At 71.4% G+C, this 21,402-nt stretch carries 15 protein-coding genes; 2 read left to right on the top strand and 13 right to left on the bottom strand.

Annotated elements, in window-relative coordinates; all coding sequences use genetic code 11:
- Positions 1–22: 22 nt before the first annotated feature.
- From BJ992_RS03245 to BJ992_RS03235, 3 genes are all read right to left on the bottom strand, one after another.
- Positions 23–1,303, bottom strand: coding sequence for an MFS transporter (locus BJ992_RS03245; protein ID WP_184978464.1), 1,281 nt, complete (start codon positions 1,301–1,303; stop codon positions 23–25).
- Positions 1,300–3,771 (bottom strand): ATP-grasp domain-containing protein, encoded by a 2,472-nt coding sequence (locus tag BJ992_RS03240; protein ID WP_184978463.1) that lies wholly within the window; start codon positions 3,769–3,771, stop codon positions 1,300–1,302. Before BJ992_RS03240 ends, BJ992_RS03245 begins: the two co-directional genes overlap by 4 nt.
- Positions 3,772–3,836: 65 nt before the next feature.
- Positions 3,837–5,114 carry a condensation domain-containing protein gene (locus BJ992_RS03235; RefSeq protein ID WP_246496508.1) on the bottom strand — a complete coding sequence of 426 codons (1,278 nt, stop codon included), beginning with the start codon at positions 5,112–5,114 and terminating at the stop codon, positions 3,837–3,839.
- Between the two features lie 767 nt (positions 5,115–5,881).
- Between BJ992_RS03235 and BJ992_RS03230 the strand changes: the two genes are divergently transcribed.
- Together BJ992_RS03230 and BJ992_RS03225 are read left to right on the top strand one after the other, a co-directional pair.
- On the top strand, positions 5,882–6,361 hold the full coding sequence (locus tag BJ992_RS03230) for a hypothetical protein (protein ID WP_184978461.1): 480 nt from the start codon (positions 5,882–5,884) through the stop codon (positions 6,359–6,361).
- Positions 6,362–6,515: 154 nt separating this feature from the next.
- A complete protein-coding gene (locus BJ992_RS03225) occupies positions 6,516–7,739 on the top strand; it encodes an MFS transporter (protein WP_184978460.1) in 1,224 nt (407 codons plus the stop codon).
- A gap of 39 nt (positions 7,740–7,778) precedes the next feature.
- Here BJ992_RS03225 and BJ992_RS03220 read toward each other — a convergent pair whose 3' ends face one another.
- The 10 genes from BJ992_RS03220 to BJ992_RS03175 all read right to left on the bottom strand — a co-directional run bounded on the left by BJ992_RS03220 (position 7,779) and on the right by BJ992_RS03175 (position 20,779).
- The gene (locus BJ992_RS03220) at positions 7,779–9,158 is read right to left on the bottom strand and encodes an alkaline phosphatase family protein (RefSeq protein ID WP_425503639.1); all 1,380 of its coding nucleotides are present in this window, start codon (positions 9,156–9,158) and stop codon (positions 7,779–7,781) included.
- Positions 9,155–10,261, bottom strand: coding sequence for a metabolite traffic protein EboE (eboE, locus tag BJ992_RS03215; protein ID WP_184978458.1), 1,107 nt, complete (start codon positions 10,259–10,261; stop codon positions 9,155–9,157). Before eboE ends, BJ992_RS03220 begins: the two co-directional genes overlap by 4 nt.
- Positions 10,261–11,112, bottom strand: a complete 852-nt coding sequence (locus BJ992_RS03210; RefSeq protein ID WP_184978457.1) for a TatD family hydrolase — start codon at positions 11,110–11,112, stop codon at positions 10,261–10,263. Before BJ992_RS03210 ends, eboE begins: the two co-directional genes overlap by 1 nt.
- On the bottom strand, positions 11,112–11,720 hold the full coding sequence (locus tag BJ992_RS03205) for an EboA domain-containing protein (protein WP_221474669.1): 609 nt from the start codon (positions 11,718–11,720) through the stop codon (positions 11,112–11,114). Before BJ992_RS03205 ends, BJ992_RS03210 begins: the two co-directional genes overlap by 1 nt.
- Positions 11,714–12,580 (bottom strand): TIM barrel protein, encoded by an 867-nt coding sequence (locus tag BJ992_RS03200; protein ID WP_184978456.1) that lies wholly within the window; start codon positions 12,578–12,580, stop codon positions 11,714–11,716. Before BJ992_RS03200 ends, BJ992_RS03205 begins: the two co-directional genes overlap by 7 nt.
- Positions 12,577–13,443: an SCO3242 family prenyltransferase gene (locus tag BJ992_RS03195; protein WP_184978455.1), complete on the bottom strand. Its 867-nt coding sequence runs from the start codon at positions 13,441–13,443 to the stop codon at positions 12,577–12,579. The genes BJ992_RS03200 and BJ992_RS03195 overlap by 4 nt, the downstream gene beginning before the upstream one ends.
- Positions 13,436–14,575: an inositol-3-phosphate synthase gene (locus tag BJ992_RS03190; RefSeq protein WP_184978454.1), complete on the bottom strand. Its 1,140-nt coding sequence runs from the start codon at positions 14,573–14,575 to the stop codon at positions 13,436–13,438. Before BJ992_RS03190 ends, BJ992_RS03195 begins: the two co-directional genes overlap by 8 nt.
- A 96-nt stretch (positions 14,576–14,671) precedes the next feature.
- On the bottom strand, positions 14,672–16,378 hold the full coding sequence (locus BJ992_RS03185; protein ID WP_184978453.1) for a ThuA domain-containing protein: 1,707 nt from the start codon (positions 16,376–16,378) through the stop codon (positions 14,672–14,674).
- A 17-nt stretch (positions 16,379–16,395) separates the two neighbouring features.
- A complete protein-coding gene (locus tag BJ992_RS03180) occupies positions 16,396–19,149 on the bottom strand; it encodes a PQQ-dependent sugar dehydrogenase (RefSeq protein ID WP_343072479.1) in 2,754 nt (917 codons plus the stop codon).
- A gap of 556 nt (positions 19,150–19,705) precedes the next feature.
- Positions 19,706–20,779 (bottom strand): ROK family protein, encoded by a 1,074-nt coding sequence (locus BJ992_RS03175; RefSeq protein ID WP_343072478.1) that lies wholly within the window; start codon positions 20,777–20,779, stop codon positions 19,706–19,708.
- Positions 20,780–21,402 lie beyond the last annotated feature (623 nt).

Below are 21,402 nucleotides of genomic sequence, written 5' to 3'. Positions count from 1 at the left end.
TGAGCAGGCGCGGGCCCGCCGCTTACACCGCGGCGGCCTCGCCGGGCTCCGGTTGCCGCACCGGGTCCGGTTCGGCGTGCCGCAGCCTGGCGCCGACCACCGTGGCGGCGGCCGCGGCGAGCAGGAACAGGACGGCGAGGCCGACCATGCCGCCGGTGCGCAGGCTGAGGACCAGGGCCAGCAGCGCCGGGCCCGCGATGCCGACGGCGGCCCCGCCGAGCGCGAACACCGACAGGTACTCGGTGCGCAGCGCCGGCGGCGCGTGCCGGTACGACAGTTCCCAGCCGCCGACCGCCTGGAGCATCTCACCGCAGGTCAGCAGAATGGTGGCGACGACAAGCAGGGTGATCGTGAGCCAGGCCGCCGAGTACGACGAGGCCACGAGGACCAGGCTGGAGGCGGCGAGCGTGACACCGGCGCCGCGCAGGGCCCTGGTGCCGCCGCGTGAGTCGTTGACGCGTTTGGCGAAGTGCACCTGCAAGGCGATGGCCATCACCGTGTTCACCGTGATCAGCGCGCTGAGCAGGCCGGGAGGCGCGTCGGTGGACTGCACGAGCCACAGCGGCAGGCCGATGCCGAACAGCACGGTGTGCAGGAACAGCACGCCGTTCACGGTGGTCAACGCGAGGTAGCGTCCGTCGCGCAGGACCGGCAGCAAGCCGCTGTGCCAGCGGGCCGGCCGGTCCACGGGTGCGGTCACGTCGACGCGGAGCAGGCCGAACAGCCCGGCGGACGCGAGGCAGCACAACGCGCCGAGCAGCAGCATCGAGCGGAGCATCCAGATGCCGCCGAGGCTGAGGAACGGCGCGGCGGCCAGCGCGCCGAGGCACATGCCGACGTTGGACACCGAGCCGATGACCCCGAGCGACTTGGTCTGGTCACGGTCACCGGCGATGGCCCCGACCACGAGCTGCACCATGGGGAGCACCGGGCCCTGCGAGATCATGAAGAGCGAGGCGAAGAGGGTGAAGGTCCAGAAGTTGTCGGCGAAGGCCAATGCCGCGAGCCACGTGGCCCGCCAGACCTGGACCATGCGCAGCAGTTGCAGCGGCCCGAAGCGCCTGGCCAGCATGCTCACCGGCACGGTGGTGAGGAACCCGGCGAGCCCCGCGACGGTGAGGCCGGTGCCGACCTCGGCCGTGCTCAGCCCGACCCCCTTGACGAGGAAGACGGTGCCGCCGGCCAGGTACAGGCCGCTGCCGGTCGCGTAGATCACGACGGCGGCCACGGTGAGGCGGCCGTCCCGGTCCGGCAGGACGTAACTGCTCAGCAGGCGCCGCAGCGCGCTCCCCTTGGCGTTCACGCGGCCTCCCCTGCCGGCTCGATCTCCGAACGCACCAGCGCCGACGCCTCGTCCAGCGTCCGGCGGCAGTCATCGGGGGTGTCCCCGGTGACGATCACGGCCGCGAGGCGCGGCACCACGCCGCGCGGCGGCAGCAGCAGGCGGGTCCCCGGCGCGGCGAGCGGCACCACGTCCACCACGCCGGGTACGGCCGTGGCGGCGGACACGTCCAGCGAACCGACCACGCAGTCCCGTGGCGGGTACAGGAACCGCACCTCGGCGCAGACGTCGCGCGCCTGTCGCAGCTCGGGCCGCAGGCCGAGCGCGAGGTCCACCGCGACGGCGGTCAGGTCGACGCCGGTCGCCAGTTTGCCGAGGCGGGGGATGAAGTCGCCGCCGAGGCGGCCGTTCAGCTCGACCAGCCGCGGCCCGGCCGGGGTGAGGCGCACCTCGGCGTGGGTGACGCCGGTCCGCACGCCGAGCGCGCGGTGCGCCTCGGTCAGCAGGTCGGTGAGCTCATCGGCCCACGGCTCGTGCCGCCACGGCGAGACGAGGTGGCCGACCTCCTCGAAGAACGGGTCGAACCCCAGCCGTTTGCGTGCCACGTTCACCAGGCGCGCGTCGCCGTCGTGCACGGCGGCGTCGACACTGATCTCCGGCCCGGACAGGAACTCCTCGAGCAGCAGGCCGTCCAGGGGGTCCAGGCCCGGGTAGGCCGCCTCGGCCGCGTGGTGGTGGACGCGGCGCAGGTCGCCGGCGTCCTGCGCGATCACCACGCCGACGCTGCCGGCGAGCGACCGCGGCTTGACGACCACCGGGTAGCCGATGGCGTCCGCCGCGCGCAGCGCCTCGTCCTCGTCCCGCACGTGCGCGTACCGCACCGCGGGGAGACCGGCCTCGGCGAGCAGCCGGCGGGTCGCCAGCTTGTCGCGGCAGTTGCGCGCCGCGGCCGGCGACATGTGCGGCAGCCCGAGCCGCGCCGCGACGGCGGCGGTCGACTCCAGCAGCACCTCGTCCCAGGTGAAGACGCCGGTACGGCCCGGCGTGCCGGCGACGCACTCCCCCACGGCGCGGGTCAGCGCGTCCACGCCGGCGTCCGGGACACTGCGGTGGCCGGTCAGGTACGCCAGTTGCCAGGTGGGTTCGGCGAGGCCGGCCAGCGCCACCTCGCAGCGGGCCGCCGCGTCGGCGAACGCGTACTCCCGGTACGGCCGGCCGCCGCTGCCGACCACGACGACCCGCGCCGGAGCGTCCGGGTCGATGGGGGTGCAGCGGAAGTCGAACTCGTCGATCGTGCGGCGGATCGCCGCCTCCACCTCGGCGGTGTCCCGGCCACGGAACCGGAACCGCGCGCCGGAGTGCTCGTAACCGGGAAGGTCGGCCAGCGTGCGGCCCACCACCGGCACCCGCGAGGCGTACGGGCCGCCGTCCCCGCCGTCCAGGGGCCGGCCGTCGCCGCGCCGTCCCGCCGCGACGACCCGGCACGGCCGGGTCACCGGGGTCGGCACGAGCAGCCAGCCGCCGCGCTCGGTCCCGGCCGAGGCCAGGCACTCCCGCGGCAGGGGTTCCCCCATCTGGAGCGCGAACGCGGCGGCCATCAGGTCGACGCCGTGCACTTCCTTCCACACGAACGGGACCTCGGCGCCACCCGGCCGCGCACCGACCTCAAGGACCCGCAGCTCCGGTTGCTCAGGCGTCCCCGACAGGAACAGTTCCAGGTGGAACACCCACGGACCGGCGGACAACGCGCGCACGACACGCGCCGTGAACACGCCGACGGCCTCGGTCAGCCGGGGGTCGTCCAGCTCGACCGAGCCGAGCGCCGTCCCCTCGGTGAACTCCAGGCAGGTGTTGACGTAGCGGGACACCTGCCAGGCACCCAGACCCGATCCCGTGGCCACGCCGTCCACGTGCAGGATGTCGTGCGGCAGGTACGGCTGCACCAGCATCGGCATGTCACGCGGGAAGACGTACGCGTCGAGGTCCTCGGGTGAGCCGAGGCGGGTCACCCCGGCGCTGGCGGTGCCGCGCACCGGTTTCACCAGCACCGGCCAGCCGTGGGCCGCGGCGAACGCGGCCACCGCCGCGCGGTCCGGCGCGGGCTCGGTGGCCGGCACGGGGATCGCGGCCTCGGCGAGCCGCCGGGCCATGACCAGCTTGTCGCGGAACGGCGCGAGCTCCTCGGAGGTCTCGCCGGGGACGCCGAGCTCTCCCCGCAACTCGGCCACGATGTCGAGGTCGACCTCGTGGAGCGCGACGATCCGGTCCGGCCGGCCGCACTCCTCGATCAGCGAGGCCACGGCGGCCCGCACCTCCTTGCCGTCCTCGGTGCTCGGCACGGTCCGCACCGCCGCGGCCCGCTCCGGTAACGACCCGGCGGCGCGCGCGGTCGTCACGTAGCTGACGCGGCGCGCGCCGTGGTCGGTGTACGACGCGTAGTCGGCGTAACGGTCGGTCCACCGGTGGATGACGATGATGTGGCCTGGCAACGGGACCCCCAATGGTTCACAGGCGACGATCCGGCAGGGCCGCCGGGGTGAGCGCGGGTCGCGGCCTACTCCGGGCCCGCGGCGGCGACCAGGATGTCGCGCATGAGCAGGAGCAACCCGGTGACCTCGTCGTAACCGGTGCCGGTCGAGTTCTCGCGCAGGGTGCAGGTCAGTGCCTCTCCTGCCTGCACCTGCAGGTAGAGCGGAGCGCCGATGTTGCGTCCCACGGTGCCGGTGCGGATCTCCTCGTCCACGGAGGTGTGTTCCTCCTGGTAAGCGCCGAGGTAGTTGAAGAAGTAGCGGAAGAAGCCGCTGACCGATCCCGCGAAGGAGCCGTTCACCGAGCCGCGGTAGCCGTAGGCGCGGCCGGCCTCCAGCACGTCGTCCACGTTGTACGCGCTGTGCCGGTAGGACCGGACCGAGTCCCAGTGGACGCGGCGCACCAGCTCGCCGAAGTCCTCCCCGTCCCGTGGCTCGACCAGCAGCGGGACGATCTGGTTCTGCGCGGCGACCAGCGTCTCCCATCGCGGGTCGCTGCGGTTGTGCGCGTAGACGGCGACCAGCAGCCGGTCACGGCCGGTGCGGCGGTGCAGCGCCAGGCAGAACGCGGCGAGCGCGACCGACGGCAGCGAGACCTCCAGCCGGCCGGCGATCCGGCCGGCGGCGTCGGCCGCCTCTTTGGAGCCGAGCCTGGCCCAGCGGGTGGACAGGGGCCGCGGCCCGTCCGGCGCGTCCAGGCCGTGGTCCCGCTCCATCGGGGGTGCCTGCTCGAAGACGCCGGTCCAGAACCTGCGCGCGGCCGTGCGCCGCCGTTCCCTGGCCGCCGACCACTGCTCGGCGGCGAGGTCGCGGCCGTTCGGCGCGGGTTCGGTCAGGCGCAGTCCGTCCACCAGCAGCAGGAACTCCTGCCGCAACTGGTTGATGGCCCACGCGTCGACGGCGATGTGGTGGAAGCAGATGACCAGCAGGACCGGGGCTCCCCGCGCGGTGACGGCGCACGCGCGCCAGGGCCGGTCCTTGGCGAGCTCGAAGGCCTCGGCCCCGGCCCGCTCGGTGACCGCCTGCGCCACCTGGTCCGCGTCGCCGTCCGCCTCGACCGTGTCCAGGCGGACAGGCGCGGCCGGCCACACGGCCTGCACCAGGTCGTGCTCCCCGTCGGGCTCGTAGCGGGTGCGCAGTGACTCGTGACGATCCTCCAGCGCCGCGAGCGCCTCCTCGACCGAGGCGAGGCTCACGCCGTCGGGAACGGTCCATGTCTGTGGAAGGTTGCACGCCTCCGGTGACAGTCCCTGGATGGACCGCCACAGGGAGAGCTGCCCGAAGGTCAATGGAGCGCGAATCATCGCCGGTTGTACCACTACCTGAAACCTCACCGAAACAAAAAGGATTTGTATGACGTGCGTCCGGTGGTCCGGCCGCCCGGTTCTTCCTCGGCGAGGGCATCCCCATCGACGCCCAAAAGACAACAGGGGACTTTTAATCGAACAAATTCGCTTACCGCGTCGGTACCGCGTCGACGTTAGCGCAGTGATTGACGCGGCAACAGAATCTTCTCATCAGATGAGACGGACACAGCATCATCTTCAGCTCATTGGCTGACAATTTTCGCCTTCTGGCCGTATGTTCCCTCGACTTTCCCGCGAAGTGCGCATCGATACCGACATCCATCACCATTCCGGGCATCCGATATGTCGGTTATCGCACTATGCCGAACCAAGACCGCCGCCACTCAGAAAACTTTGACATCACATTCCACAGAATTCTGACGTGAACAGTCGTCAGGTCCGACCCGCCGAGCCGGCCGGAGAAGGACCGTGAAGCAGTGCCACCCGGAGGCGCGCGACACGCGTGGAGAACGTTTCTCACCGGGCCGGAACAGAGAATTCGATATGAAATTTCATTGCGATCGGCACATGTTTCGGACCGTGCTCCGTCGCCGGATCCGCTCGTCGCCGCCGGTCGCGGGAGGTGAAAGAACTCAGGGTGCGCGCTCGGTGTCCGACCGAAACACCGGTTTCTCACAAGGCCGCTGGACGGCCGGTGATCCCGGGGCCTATCTTCCGGTGGCGCTCCCTGCGTTCCACGCACATCCCGAGAGACGAGGTGCGAATTGCCAGCACGTCATGCGGCTCTCCGCGCGCTGAGATGGATCGCTGTGGCGATCTCGGTGCTCGCGGCCGGACTCCTTCCCGTCACCCCCGCGCACGCGACGTACGGCTCCGACCAGCCGGTGTACGTGCAGGTGAACTCGAACACCGGCCCCACCCAGGCGCTGGCCCGGCTCGACGGGACGGTGGCGTTCGACGACGGGAACACGAAGTTCAGGTACTCGCTGGCGATGTGCTGGCAGAGTGCGTATCCGTCGCCGAACCTGCAGATCGTCGTCAACGGCTCGACCTACCTCTGGGGGTCGTACGCCGGCACGACGTCCACTCCGGGGTGCCAGCAGGTGATCCTCTACTCCGCCGAGGTGACCCACGGCGGTGTGGTGGCCAATGTCCGTTTCGACGTGACGGCCGGGTGGTTCTACCCGGGTAACCAGTACAACTCACGGACCCGTTCCTGGACCGCCGACAATCCGTTCAACTGAGCACGTGAGCCGAGCACACCACCGTCGCGCGCGGTGGTGTGCTCGGGTACGGCGATGTGACGGTCGGGGTGTTCATCCGTTGAGTAGGTTTAAGTCCCGCTGAGCGACTCAGAATCGCACGGACTCGCACAAGACCGTGACGGAAGAGGCTCGGATGGGGCGTCGTACCGCGTTGGCGGGTTACCTGGCCGCCGAGGCGGTCTCGATCACCGGTAGCCGTATGTCGCTGGTGGCGTTGCCGTGGCTGGTGCTGACGACGACGGGAAGTGCGGCGCTGACGGGGGTCGTCGCGGCCCTGGAGACGGTTCCGTACGTGGTGGCGGGGAGTTTCGGGGCCCCGGTGGTGGACCGGATCGGCGCGCGGCGGGCTTCCGTGCTCGCCGACCTGGTGAGTTTCGCGGCGATGGTGGCGATCCCGTTCCTGTACCACCGGGGAATCGGGGTGCTCGGGGGCCTGGTCGTGGTCGTCGGGGCCGCGCGCGGGGTCAGTGACATCGCCAAACGGGTGTTGCTGCCGGCGGCGGTGGAGGGAAGCGGTCTTGAGCTGACGCGGGCCACGGCGCTGTACGACGGGGTGGCGCGGTTCGGCGCGCTGGTGGGAGGCCCGGTGGCCGGGGTGCTCATCGTGTGGCTGGGGGCTCCCGGGGTGATCCTGCTGGACGCGGTGTCGTTCCTGCTGTGCGCCGGGCTCATCGCGGGGACGGTGCGGACGCGGGGGGTGGCGGCCGAGCGGGAGCCGTACCTGACGGCGCTGGCGAACGGGGTCGACCACCTGCGGCGGGACCGGCTGATCCTCGCCATCGTGCTCATGATGTTCGCGATCAACCTGTTCGACACGGCGGCGCTGTCGGTCTACATCCCGGTCTGGGCCCGGCAGGTGGTGGGGTCGCCGGTCGCGCTCGGGCTGTGCAGCGGGGCCTTCGCGCTCGGGGCCCTGGCGGGGAACGCGGGACTGGTCGCGTACGCGCACCGCGTGCCGAAGCTCGCGGTGCTGACCGTGGGGTTCGTGGTGGGGGGAGCGCCGCGGTTCCTCGCGCTCGCGCTCAGCGACTCGGTGGTGTTCGTCACCGCGGTGATGTTCGTGGCGGGGCTGGGGCTCGCCGCGGCCAATCCGATCATCAGCGCGGTGATGTACGACCGGGTGCCGGAGCGCCTGCACGCGCGGGTGTTCGGCGTGGCGACGGGTGCGGCGTTCGCGGGGATGCCGCTCGGGAGTCTGCTCGCAGGACTGGGGATCGGAGTGCTGGGGTTCACGCCGCTGATCGTGCTCACGGCGGTGCTCTGTTTCGTCACCACGCTGGTGCCGCTCGTCGGCAGGAGAACCTGGCGGCAGATCGACGCTCCGCGGCCGCCGGAACTCCGGCCCGACGAGGCCTGAGTTCCGGCCGCCTTGGTCAGCTTCCGCGCCGGGCCCTGGTCACGACCGGCCGGTGAGGGACAACAGGAAGTCCTTCACGTCCGTGGCCGCGAACTCCGGCCGCGCCGCCGAAGGGTCCGAGCACAGCAGCACCGGAGCGTCGGCGGGGTCGGCGGGGAGGCGGCCGTGGGACCCCCGCACGGCGTGGGCTCCCGCGTCGAGGCCGACCACGCTCATCATGTAGCGCATGCCGAGCTTCTTGCGGGCCAGCGCGGTCGCCGCGCGGCGCTTGGCGGCCAGCGGCGCGGCGGGGTCGAAGAACAGCTCGGCGGGGTCGTAGCCGGGCTTGCGGTGGATCTCCACCAGTCGCGCGAAGTCGGGGGCCGCAGCGTCGTCCAGCCAGTAGTAGTAGGTGAACCACGCGTCGGGGTCGGCGACCAGGACCAGCTCACCGGAGCGCGGATGGTCCAGGCCGTTCGCGGCCTTGCCTTCCTCGTCGAGGACCTCGGCGACGCCTGGCAGCGCGGCGCACAGCTTGGCCACGGCCGGGATGTCCCCGGGGTCGCGCACGTAGACGTGCGCGATCTGGTGGTCGGCGACGGCGAAGGCCCGGGACGTCCAGGGGTCCAGGTACTCCATGCCGTCCTGGCGGTAGACCTTCAGCAGGCCCTCCGCGCGCAGGGCCCGGTTGATCCCCACCGGCCGGCTGACGTCGGTGATGCCGTACTCCGACAGCACGACCACGGTCGCGCCGCGCGCCGCGGCGGCGTCCAGCAGCGGCGCGAGCACCTCGTCCAGCTCGGCCGCCGCGGTGTCGGCCTCGGAACGCGAGGGGCCGAACCGCTGCAGGTCGTAGTCGAGGTGGGGGACGTAGACCAGGGTCAGGTCCGGGTTGTGCGTCGCCATGATCTGTTCGGCGGCACGGCAGATCCACCGGGACGACGGCATGGCGGCCGTCGGACCCCAGTAGGTGAACAGGGGGAACGGGCCGAGCGCGGCGGTCAGCTCGTCGTGCAGCTCGGGGGGGTCGGTGTAGCAGTCCGGTTCCTTGCGGCCGTCGGCGTAGTAGATGGGCCTCGGGGTGACCGTCCAGTCGACGTCGGCCCCCATGGCGTACCACCAGCAGATGTTGGCCACGGTGTAGCCGGGGTCGAGGCGGCGCACCGCGTCCCACAGTTTGTCGCCGCCGACGAGCGCGTTGTGCTGGCGCCACAGCAGCACCTCGCCGAGGTCGCGGAAGTACCACCCGTTGCCGACGATGCCGTGTCCCGCCGGGGTCTCACCGGTCAGGAACGTCGACTGGACCGAGCACGTGACGGCGGGGAGCACGGTGCCGAGCGGCGCCTGGAAACCCTGCTCGGCCACCTTGCGCAGCTTCGGCATGTGTTCGAGCAGCCGCGGCGTGAGACCGACGACATCGAGGACCACCAACGGACTCAACGGGCCACCTCCGTGGCGAGCAGGGAACGAGCGAAGGCCATCTCGGCCGCGATGCCGGCCGCCAGACCGGCGGCATCCTGGGGTCGTTGCTCCGGGGGGAGCACACCCCATGTGTAGGTCTCCACGTCGAAGTGGTCGCAGGCCGGTTCCGGCCCGGCGAGCAGTTCGCGTACGGCGGCCTGGAGCACCGGCGCCGTCGAGGTGAGCGGCGCGACCGGCTCGGCGTGCAGCGGCACGTGGTAGTGCACGCGCCACGGGCCCGGCAGCCCGCGTTCCAGCGCCTCGTCCAGGTCGTCGGCCGCGACGTCGAAGGCCGACCGGGTCTGGTGCAGGAACCGCGGCTCGGCGTACGACGCGAGCACGTCGCGGGCCGCCACCGGGTCGGCCGCCTCCAGGGCCGCCGAGAGCTGCACCTTGACCACCTGGAGCCCGGCGGCGCGCAGCCGGCCGAGCGCGGCGGCCGGGTCCTCCCAGGCGCAGGCCAGGTGCGCGAGGTCCAGGCACACGCCGAGCCATTCGGTGTCCACGCCGGACAGCAGCCCGGCGGCCTGCGTGGTGTTCTCGATGACGCAGCCGGGTTCCGGTTCGAAGGCCACGCGGATCGTGCGGCCGGTGGTCGCGGCGATCCCGGCGAGGCCGCGCGCCAGCTCGTCCAGGTTGCGGTACGCGGCGTCCGCGCGCTCGGCGTCCCACGGCTCGCGCCAGGCGAGCGGCAGCGTGGAGATCGAGCCGCGTGCGGCGTCGTCCGGCATGAGGTCGGCGAGCACGCGGGCCAGGTCCAGGGTGTAGGTGAGGCGTTCCCGCGTCGTCCAGTCGGGGTGGTAGACGGCGTGCTTGACGACGGGGGCCTGGAAGGCGCTGTAGGGGAAACCGTTGAGCGTCACCACTTCGAGGCCGCGCGCGTCCAGCTCGCGCCGCAGGCGGCGGCGCGCGTCCTGGTCGGCCGCCAGCTCGGCCGCCACCGGCGCCGCCAGCCACAACCCGAGGCCGAGCACGTCCGACTCCAGCCGTTCCCGCACGGGGACGGCGTAGGTGTCGAGCTGCGTGACGATGCCGGCCAGGTCCTCGGCGGGGTGCACGTTGGTGCAGTAACTCAGGTGCATCAGCTTCCGCCACGCAGGATCGAGTTGCCGGCGAACGTGGCGTCCCCGGTGCCGGTGTCGGACAGGTCGAGCCGTCCCGACTGGCTGTAGAACTCCACGGGGTTGCGCCACAGGACGAGGTCCACGTCGTCCTCGGTGTAGCCGTCGGCGAGCATCGCGTCGGCGGTCGTCCGGGTCAGCAGCGGGTCCGACCGGCCCCAGTCGGCGGCCGAGTTGACCAGCACCCGCTCCAGGCCGTACTCACGCATGATCTTCACCATGCGCGGCGGCGACATCTTGGTGTCGGGGTAGATCGAGAACCCCATCCACAGGCCGGCGTCCTTGGCGCGGGCCACGGTGACCTCGTTGAGGTGGTCCAGGACCACACGGCCGGGGTCGATGCCGGACTCGGCGATGACGTCGATGCTGCGCTCGACACCGCGCGCCTTCTCGCGGTGCGGGGTGTGCACCATCGCCGGCAGGTCGTGGTCGATGGCGAGCGCGAGCTGCGCGGCGAAGACCTCGTCTTCCTCCGGCGTCATCGAGTCGTACCCGACCTCGCCGACCGCGACCACGCCGTCCTTGGCCAGATAGCGCGGCAGCAGGTCGAGCACGGGACGACAGCGGGGGTCGTTCGCCTCCTTGGGGTTCAAGGCGATCGTGGCGTGATGTTTCACCCCGAACTGCGCGGCGCGGAACGGTTCCCAGCCGACCAGCGAGTCGAAGTAGTCGGTGAAGGAACCAGGGCCGGTGCGGGGCTGACCGAGCCAGAAGGCCGGCTCCACCACCGCCTTCACCCCGGCCGCCGCCATCTTCTCGTAGTCGTCGGTGGTGCGGGACGTCATGTGGATATGTGGATCGAAGATTCGCATCAGTTCTCCTTGGCGTGTTCCAGAACGGCGAGCGCGTCGGCGGGGACCTCACGGCCCGCCGCGCGGCGCTCCCGCGCGAAGGCGTCGAGCATCGCGGCGAGACTCGCGTCCGCGCGCTCGGTCACCCCGTGCACGTCGGCCAGCGGCACCCCCATGAACACGCACTTGAGGATCCCCTGCCGCCAGGCCGCGTCGTCGAGGCGGGTGGCGTACGGGCCGAGCGCCGCCGTGACGAGCCTGGTGTCGTTGGTGCGCAGCGCGTCGTGCAGCAGCGACACGGCCGTGTCGCCGACCGGCAGCAGCGGCAGCGCGCGCAGCACGGCGAGCTTCTCGGCGGCGTCGCCGTACCGGTAGACGTCGTCCACCTCGCCGGCGAGCACGTCCGGCGGCAGCGCGGCGAGCAGCAGGGTCCGCGCCGCCTCATCGACCGTCCAGCCCGGCACCCCCGGCAGCGGCCCGCGTCCGCAGCGTCTGCCGACCGCGGGGAACAGGCCGCCGAGCGCGCTCGGGTCGGCCGCCACGACGCCGAGGGCCCCGGCGAGCCACCCGTCCTCGGCGAGCGAGCCGTTGTCCGCCAGCGCGGCACGCAGGTCGTCAAGGGTCACCATCGGTCCTCGTCTCGGTCGTCGTGAGCGCCGGCCGCCTGCTTGGCCGCCTGGCGCAGGAAGTCGATGGAACGGGACGCCACCCCCGGCGCGTCGTGCGCGTGGCGTGGCAGTTCCACGGCCACCAGGCCGCGGTACCTGGCGGCGCTCAGCGCGGCGAGCACCGGCGGGAAGTCGATCTCACCGGTGCCGAACTCCAGGTGCTCGTGCACCCCGCGGCGCATGTCGTCGATCTGCACGTTCACCAGGTGGGCCGCGACCTCCTCGACGCACTCGGGGACCGGCAGCGGCTCCAGGCAGCGGCAGTGGCCGATGTCGAGCGTGATGCCGAAATGCGGCGGACAGCCGAGCGCGGCGTGCAGCCGGCGCCAGCCCTCGATGTCGGCGACCAGCATGCCGGGTTCCGGTTCGAACCCGAGCGTCACCCCGGCCAGCTCGGCGGTCTCCACGATCTCGGCGCACCCGCGCACCAGCCGTTCCCAGACGTCCGGCACGCCAGGCGGGGCCACCCCCGACCAGAACGACACCGCCTCGGCGCCGAGGTCGGCGCCGACGCGCACCGCGCGGCGCAGGTATTCGAGGCGGCGCGCCGGGTCGTCGTCCAGCAGCGTCGGCGCGTGCTTGCGCCACGGGTCCATGAGGTACCGCGCGCCGGTCTCGATCACCACCGACAGCCCGTGCCGGCCGAGCAGCGTCGCCACCTCGGCGGTGCGCTTGGCGAGGCCCGGCGCGAACGGGTCCAGGTGTCCGGTGTCGAGGGTCAGCGCGACGCCTTCGTACCCGAGGTCGGCCAGCACGGCCAGCGCCTCAGGCAGCCGGTGGTTGGTGAAGCCGTTGGTGCCGTACCCGAAGCGGACGGTCACGTCGGCGACACCACCTTGGCCAGCCGCCGGCCGAGCGGCGCCGCGGCGGCCACGGCGAGCCCCGCGACCGGCGACCCGGCGCGGGCCGTCAGCGCACCCTGCAGCAACGGCAGCCCCGTGATGCCGGCCCCGACGGCCGCGCGGATGCGGCCAGGCGAGGGGTCGGCGACGGCGTCCACCTGCGCGGCGCCGTACCGGGTGGCGTACCACAGGGCCAGCGCGGCGGCCGGTCCCGGCCGCCGTCCCGCCGCCGACGCGGCGACGGCGGCCGTACCGGCGAGCGTGACCTTGGGGAGCGTGGCGTTGGCGCCGCTGACCTCGCGCCGCGAGAGCTCGGTGACGGTGTAGGTGTGCGCGGCCACGGTGAGCGCCGCCGGGACCGCCTCCACCGTACGGCCGGGGGAGGCGCCGAGCAGCACGTCAAGCCCCCGGCACGCGGCCATCACGGCGGGCCCGAACGGTGTGTTCTTGGCCCGCAGGTCATAGGCCCACACGGCGCCGGCCAGCGGCAACGCGACCGCGGCGGCGCGGCGTCCCCCCGCGAGCAGCGCGAGCCCCGTGCCGACGGCGGTGAGCCCGGCCGCCACGCCGAGTGCCTGCCGCGCGGTGATCCTTCCGGACGGGATGGGCCGCTCGGGCCGCTCGACGGCGTCGAGCTCCCGGTCGGCCCAGTCGTTGGCGGCCATCCCGCCCCAGTACAGGCACACCGACGCCGCGATCAGGCCGGGGGTGGCCCGGCCGAGCGCACCGGACGCCGCGGCCCCGGCCACCGTGTCACCGGGGACCGACAGCGCGGCGGGAGCACGCACCAGTTCCGCGAGCGCTCGCCAGTCAGGCCCGCGCCGCTTGGTGCGCTCAAACATCGGACAGCCCCCGGACGAACCCGGTCAGCGCGGCCCACTGCTCGTGCAGCGCGTGCGGCACGTCCCCCAGCGGGTCCTTGAAGAAGAACGCCAGCTCGGTGAGCGGCCCGGACCGGCCGGCGGCGTGCGCGGCGGCGGTGAGCCGCGCGAGGTCCAGCACCAGCGGTGCGGCGAGCGCCGAGTCGCAGCCGTGCCAGGTGAAGTCCATCCGCATGGTGGTGCCGAGGAACCCCGAGAACGTGATGAGGTCCCACGCGGTCTTGAAGTCGCCGATGTCGTCGACGTACTGGATCAGGCTGGTGCCTTCCGGCCGGTACCCGAGGGTCTCCGACAGCACCCGCTGCTTGCTCGCGGTCTTGGCGGCGTTGGCCGCCGGGTCGGCGAGGGTGGCGCCGTCGCCGCCGCCGAGCAGGTTGGTCCCCGACCACGTGCGCACCCGCAGGTGGCGCATGGCGAACATCGGCGCGAGCACCGACTTCACCAGCGTCTCACCGGTCTTGCCGTCGTTCCCGGCGTACGGCACCCCGGCCTGGAGGGCCAGCTCGGCCAGCGCCGGCAGGCGGGTCCCGGTGGACGGCGTGAAGTCGACGAAGGGACAGCCCGCGGTGAAGGCGGCGTAGGCGTTCAGCGAGCTCGCCGGCAGCACCGTGTCGGTGGAGGCGAGGGCTTCGGCGAGGGACGCCGGGTCGGTGTGGCCGGGGTGCGGCGCCACGGCCGGCTCGGTGGAGGCGACGTTGACCACCACGACGCGTTCGAGGTCGTGCCGCCGCCGGAAGTCCTCGATGTCGGCGGCGATCAGGCGGGCCGTGTCGGCCTGCGTGCCGGCCACCGGCACCGGCCGCAGTTCCCGCTCCGCGGCGGCGAGCTCGTCGCCGAGCGCCGCGGTGATCCCGGCCGGCAGCACCCCGGCCGCCACCAGGGACTCGGCCTTCTTGACCAGTGGCGTGTCCGCCACGTCGTGGCCACCGAAGACGAGATCGGCGAGGGCGGGCAGAGCCGGGGAGCGCAGCTCGGGCAGCTCGGTGACGCACCCGAGCGGTTCGGCGAGCCCCGCTCTCAGCGCCGCCGCCCCGACGAGGCCGGTCACCGCGACCGATCCCCGCGCTCCGATCAACCAGATGCCGGTTGCCATGAAATCTCCCTTGCCTTTTTTTCTGTGCTGTGCGGTGGTCGCGACGGATCAGGCCGGGCCGGCCAGGAGGGGGGACCTCCCGGCCGGCCCGGTCGCTCAGCCGCCGTAGACCTCGAAGGTGAACAATGAGTAGCCGTACGGTGTCCCTCTGGCCGTGCCGTACATGCGTACGTACCGGGTGGAGGAACTCAGTCCGGTGATGTCGTCCTCACCGCCGTTTCCGCCGGTGACGGACCTGGCCGTCGACCACGAGGAGCCGTTGGCCGAGGTCTGGATCTGGTACGCCGTGGCGTACGCGGCCTCCCACACCAGCCGGACCCGGGTCACGGTGTACGTGGCACCGAGGTCCACCTGGATCCACTGGGGGTCTGCGAACGCGCTCGACCAGCGGGTCGACGCCGAGGCGTCCACCGCGTACGACGCCGGGTAGGCGGCCGACTCGGTGCTCGACGCCGTCGCCGGCCTGTTCAGCGCCAGGTTCGCCGCGGGGGGCTGCGAACCGAGCTCCTTGACGCGGACGTTGCGGAACGCGACCTGGTCGGCCGAGCTGTGGTTCTGCAGGCCGACGTAGCCGTCGAGGTTGCGGTTCGGGTCGGTGTTGGTGAAGTCGTTGATCAGCGAGCCGTTGAGGTACACGCGCAGCCGCTGACCCTCGACGAGGATCTCGAAGGTGTTCCACTCACCCGGCGGGTTCAGCGCGGCGTCACGTGCCGCGATGTCGGCCGACTTGAAGGAGTAGATCGAGCCGGTGGTGCGGTCCGCCGAGTCGGTGGCGTCGATCTGGATCTCGTACCCCTGGTTGACCGCGACGTTGGGGTCGCCGCCGGGGTTGGGGAAGCCGACGAACACCCCGGAGTTGCTGTCCCCGGTGACACGCCAGTCCGCCTTCAGTGAGTAGCCGGCGGCGTACTGCTTGGCGCTGTACCAGTACAGGCCCATGCCGCCGACGGAGGTGAGCGTCGCGTCGCTGTTGGTGAACGACCCGGGGCCGGACTGCGACCAGCCGGCGGTGGCGCCGTCGTAGATCGCGGTGTACCCGGTCTCGGGACGGCAGTCCGCCTTGGCGCGCTTGGCGGCGTACCGGATGCCGCCGAGGAGCTGGCTGCGGAACGCCGTCTCGCCGTACGACGCCTGGGTGTGGCCGAACCCGGTGTAGAACGACCGGCCGGCGTCGATGGTCTTGCACCACGTGATCGGGTGGTCGGACCCCATGGAACCGCCGGAGTAGGTGGACTCGGTCAGCGTCGCCAGCACCCGCGCCGTGGACCGCGGGTTGGTGCGGTAGTTGTACAGCTCGTCGGTGCGCGTCCACGTCTGCGGCAGGTGCGCCGTCGCCGGGTGCGCGCGGTTCTCGGTCCTGGAGCCGGCCTGCTGGATCGCCGGGTGGCTCGCGAAGTACGCGCCCACGAGCTGGCCGTAGAACGACCAGTCGTACTCGGTGTCGGCGGCGGCGTGCACACCCACGTAACCGCCGCCGCCTCGGACGTAGGACTCGAACGCGGTCTGCTGCGCCGCGTTGAGCACGTCCCCGGTCGTGTTGAGGAACACCACGGCCTCGTACTGCGCGAGGTTCCCCGTGGTGAACGCCGCGGCGTCCTCGGTGGCGGTCACCGTGAAGCTGTTGGCCGCGCCGAGCTGCTGGATCGCCTGGATGCCGGCCGGGATCGCGTCGTGCCGGAACCCGGCGGTCTTGGAGAACACCAGGACGTCGTACGGCGCGTCGGCGGCCAGGGCCGGTGCCGCGTGGAGCACGGACGCGGCGAGTGCCAGCGCGGCGCTCACGCCTGACAGGAGTCTGCGCATCGGTCCTCTCCGGGGGGTCACGACAGGGTCCACTTCTGGTTGGCGGCAGCGGTACAGGTCATCTGCTGTACCGGCGTGCTGTCCGCCGTGTTGCCGCCGGTCACGTCGAGGCACTTGCCGGAGTTCACACTGCGGATCGTCCCGTCGGCGTTGACGGTCCAATTCTGCGCGTTTGTACCGTTACAGGTATAGAGCTGGACTTTAGCGCCGTCTGCGGTGCTCGCGCCGGACACGTCCAGACATTTGCCGTACGCACGGAAGGTCTGGCCGCTTCTTGTCCAGGTCTGCGCGGCGGTGCCGTTGCAGGTGTAGATCTGGATCTGCGTGCCGTCGGCGGAGGCGGCGCCACGTACGTCCAGGCACTTGCCGCCGAGGCCCTTGATCGTCCCCGCCGCCGGCGCTGTGCCGGTGGTGAACGTGAAGCTGTCCAGGTCGAACAGCGCGCCGGTTCCGGAGCCGGCGAAGGTGACGTACAGCGACGTGCCGGTGGCGGCGGCGCCGTTCACCGCGCCGGTGACGTTGGTGAACGTTTCCCACGAACCGGTCGGCGTCACCGTCGCGGAGCCGAGCACGGTCCCCGTCGGGGAACCGGTGCGGATCTGCACCGTGCCGCCGGCACCGGCCGAGGAGACCCGTGCGCTGAACGACGTCACGTTGGTGAGGCGGTACGGGTCGAACTGGATCCAGTCGCCGTTGTGGATGTCACCGACGGTCCGGCCACCCTCGGCGGTGGTCTTGCTGAACAGGGTCACGCCGGACGCGGTCCGGTAGTGCTCGGCCTGGCGCTTCCTGAGCTGCAGGATGCTCTGCGACCTGCCGGTCAGGCCACCCTTGTCGGTGTAGGACGCGTCGAAGATCGGGAAGAGGTTCGCCGCGTCGTCGTGCTCACCGTCCGGCGGCAAAGTGATGCTTCCCGAGCAGCCGGTCTGCGAGGTGATGTGGTGCGCGTGCTGGTCGTGACCGATGACGTACGCCATCGTGACGCGCGAGCAGTCGATCTGGCCGTCCTCGGGGTCGGTGACGGTCACGCTCCACGGCACGGTGTCACCGAACGACGCGAGCTGTCCGGCCGGCGGCGCGTTGATCGTCACCGTCGGCACCGTGTTGCCGACCGTGATGGTGACGCTCGCGGTACCGGTGGCGCCTGCGGTGTCGCGCACCGTCAGTCGCGCGGTGTAGGTGCCGTTCGCGGTGTAGGTCTTGGTGGGGTTCGCCGCGGTCGAGGTGGTCTGGTCGCCGAAGTCCCACGCGTAGGTGATGGGGTCGCCGTCGGGGTCGCTGGAGCCGGCGGAGGAGAAGGTCACCGCGAGCGGCGCCGCGCCGGACGTCCTGCTGGCCGCCGCGACCGCGGTCGGGGCCCGGTTGCCGCCGCCGACGTAGTCGTACCGGTACAGGGCCGAGTTCGCGTCGCCGTTGAAGTACCCGGTGCCGTAGTCCAGCACGTACAGCGAGCCGTCGGGGCCGAAGGTCATGTCCATGACCTGCTTGCCGTTCCACGGGAACGTGTCGATCGTGCCGGGGGTGCCGTCACTGTTGACGTGGATCGGCTTGATCCAGCCGCGGCCGAACTCACCGGCGAAGTACATGCCGTCGAACGACTGCGGCCACTTGGTGGCCGAGGGGTTCGCGGCGTCGTACCGGTACACCGGGCCACCCATCGGCGACTCGCTGCCGCCGCCGAACGCCGACGGGGTGCCGGCGTCGCCGCCGTACCGTATCCAGGCCGCGCGCGCGGCCGGCAGGGTCTGCAGGCCGGTGTTGCGGAACGAGTTGTTCGTCGGGCCGCCGGCGCAGTTGAACTTCGCGCCGGTGCTGTTGGTCGCGAAGTTCCACTCGTTGTAGGTCTCGCTGGTGCTGTTGGAGCCGGTGCAGTACGGCCAGCCGTAGTTGCCGGGGCTCGTGATCCGGTTGAACTCCACCTGACCCGAGGGGCCGCGGCCGGAGTCGGTGGTGCCGGCGTCGGGGCCGTAGTCGCCGACGTAGACGACGCCGGTGGCCTTGTCGACGCTCAGGCGGAACGGGTTGCGGAAACCCATCGCGTAGATCTCGGGCCGGGTGTTCGCCGTTCCCGGCGCGAAGAGGTTGCCGGACGGGATCGAGTACGTCCCGTTGGCGTTCACCTTGATCCGGAGGATCTTGCCACGCAGGTCGTTGGTGTTGCCGGCGCTGCGCTGCGCGTCGTAGGCGGGGTTGCGCTCGGTGCGCTCGTCGAGCGGGGAGTAACCGGCGGACTCGAACGGGTTGGTGTCGTCCCCGGTGGACAGGTAGAGGTTCCCGGCCGCGTCGAAGTCGATGTCGCCGCCGACGTGGCAACAGATGCCGCGGTTGGCCGGCACGTCGAGGACGTTGACCTGGCTGCTCATGTTGACCGTGAAGTCGGCGTTGAGCGTGAAACGCGACAGCCGGTTGACGCCGGTCCAGGTGGTCCAGGTGGCGGACGTCCCGGTCGCCGGCGCGTCACCGGCGGGGGTGCTGAGCGGCGGCGCGTAGTACAGGTAGATGTACCGGTTGGTGGCGAACCCGGGGTCCACCCCGACGCCTTGCAGGCCTTCCTCGTCGTGCGAGTACACGCTGAGTTTCGCGATCTGCTTGGTGACACCGGTCGCGTCCGTACGCCGGAGTGTGCCGTCGCGTGCGGTGTGCAGGACCGACCGGTCCGGCAGCACGGCGAGTGACATCGGCTCCCCCGTCGCGCTCACGCCTTTGGCGAGGGTGACTTGCTGGAACTCGTTCGCGTTGACGGGGTGCGCCTGTGCCGGCGCGGCCGTCACGACCGTTGACGTGACAGCGGTGACGCTCGCTGCCACGAGGGATAAGGCTGCCCCGATCGCCCGCCATCGGCGGGGGTAGCGGTGCGGATTCATGTTGTCCCTTCCTGACTGATGTGCCAGGCAGGGCGCGCGCCGTCGCGCCGGAGCCATGGGGGGTGATCACGGCCACCGTCCCCGTCTCCACGCCGATTGGAAACGAGGGTGAAACATGGGCTGTGCTGAGCGACACAGTAGGAGCTTTTAGATTGCACTGTCCATACTTTTGGTGGCAGTGCCGATAGTTCTGCACCAATGGTGAGAAGCCTGTGGTGGGGCCGCCACAGCCGTCAGCGAGAGCAACGGTGAGCGGGACACCGCAAGGTGCCCCGCTCACCGCGCGGCGGAGTCGGTACCCACAGGGTGCCGGTACCGTCGGCACCCGGCGGCCTCCGCCGTAACGGTGAGCGGGGCCGGACCCGCGGGATGGTCGGCGTCCCTCCCGCGGGCCACGCTTTCCCCCTGAAACCGATCCGCACGGCGCCGGTGCGCAGGGGACGTCGCACCGGACGCCGCGCGGTCATGAGGCCGCCTCGGCGAACGCCAGATCGCTGGCGAGGAAGCCGGCCCCCGCCACACCCGCGCGTGGGCCGAGCTCCGACAGCACGACCGGCAGGTTGCCGGTGGCCAGCGGCAGTGAACGGCGATAGACCGCGCTGCGGATCTCCCCGAGCAGCACGTGACCGAGGCCGGTGAGGCCGCCGCCGATCACGATCATCGACGGGTTGATGAAGCTGACCAGACCGGCCAGCACGCTGCCGAGCCGGCCTCCGCCGTCCCGGATGAGCCGGGTCGCGATGGTGTCGCCACCGGCGGCGCACTCGGCCACGTCCCTCGCCGTCACCGTGCCTCTGGCGGCCAGCCGCTCGGCCAGCGCGAGCGACTGTCCCGAACGGCCGGCCGCCGTGGCGTCCCGCTCCAGCGCGATGCCGCTGAACAGGGCCTCCAGGCAGCCGATGTGACCACAGCTGCAGACCGGGTCGTCGGTCTCCACCTGGATGTGGCCGATGTCCCCCGCGCAGCCGTCCGGCCCCCGGTACAGCTCACCGCCGATGAAGATGCCGCAGCCGACACCGCTGCCGATCTTGACGAAGAGCACGTCGTCGGCCGAACGCGCGACACCGGCGTAGCGCTCCCCCATCGCCATGATGTTGACGTCGTTGTCGACGACCACCGGACAGCTGTGCTTGCGCGCCAGCAGTTCGCGTACCGGGTAACCGTCCCAGCCCGGCATGATCGGCGGGGACGCCGGCACACCGTCGCGGAAGCTCACCGGACCCGGCACGCCGATGCCGATGCCGCTCAGCCTCGCGTACGCGCCGTCCGACCGTAGTTCTGCCAAGATCGCGTCGACCCGGCCGAGCACGGTCTTCGGGCCCGACCTGATGTCGGCCGGCTCCCGGACGGCCGCGACCGGTTCCAGGCGGCCGTTGGTGATCTCAAGGTCGATCGAGGTGACGCCGAGGTCGATGCCGGCGAACCGGAGATCGGAGTGCAGCTCGACGAGAGTGGAGCGCCGTCCGCCGCGCGAGGCCGCCGATCCCGCCTCCTGGACGAGGTCACCGGCGATCAGGTGCTCGAGTTCCGCGACCACGCGCGACCGGGAGAGTGCGAGCCGGTCGCCGAGCTCCGCCCTTGACAGGGGTCCCTCATCGCGTAAAAGGCGGAGTATGCGGTGCTTCGGTCTCAAATCGCTGCACCTCTTGCACACTTTTGTCCGATGCGCGGCTTGTTACGATCGAACAGTAGAATGTTACGGACAGACTGTCTAGATGTTACGCCGCACGCTTCTTAACTTTTGTCTTGTCTAGGCGAAAGTTGCTAGTTGTCTGGTTTGTCGGACTTAGCAGTCAAACCAGGAACAGGCCCACGGCGGACGCCACGAGAACGACCCGGTCACCGGCGGCACCGGACTCCAACCACACCTCAGCCCCCGGACGCGCGGACCCGTGGCGGCGCGGCAGCCCGAAGCACCGAGCGCGGCCGTCCCGGCGCCGTCACGGCGAGACACGACACGTACCCGTAGCACTTTTCCCGCGAGAGTAGCCCCAATCTCTCACTTTGAACAGAAGTTCTGCCGATCCCAGCAAAACATTCGACCCACCACCCGACCCGGACACCACGCTGGATCCCACGTAACACCGGCGTTCAGCAGGCGTTACCACCAGATCGCCACACTCGACCCCGGAGCGTCACAGCCCCCCACAAGCCTCACTT

Source organism: Sphaerisporangium rubeum (genome assembly GCF_014207705.1).
Classification (GTDB): domain Bacteria; phylum Actinomycetota; class Actinomycetes; order Streptosporangiales; family Streptosporangiaceae; genus Sphaerisporangium; species Sphaerisporangium rubeum.
This window is presented reverse-complemented; position numbering and strand designations above follow the sequence as displayed.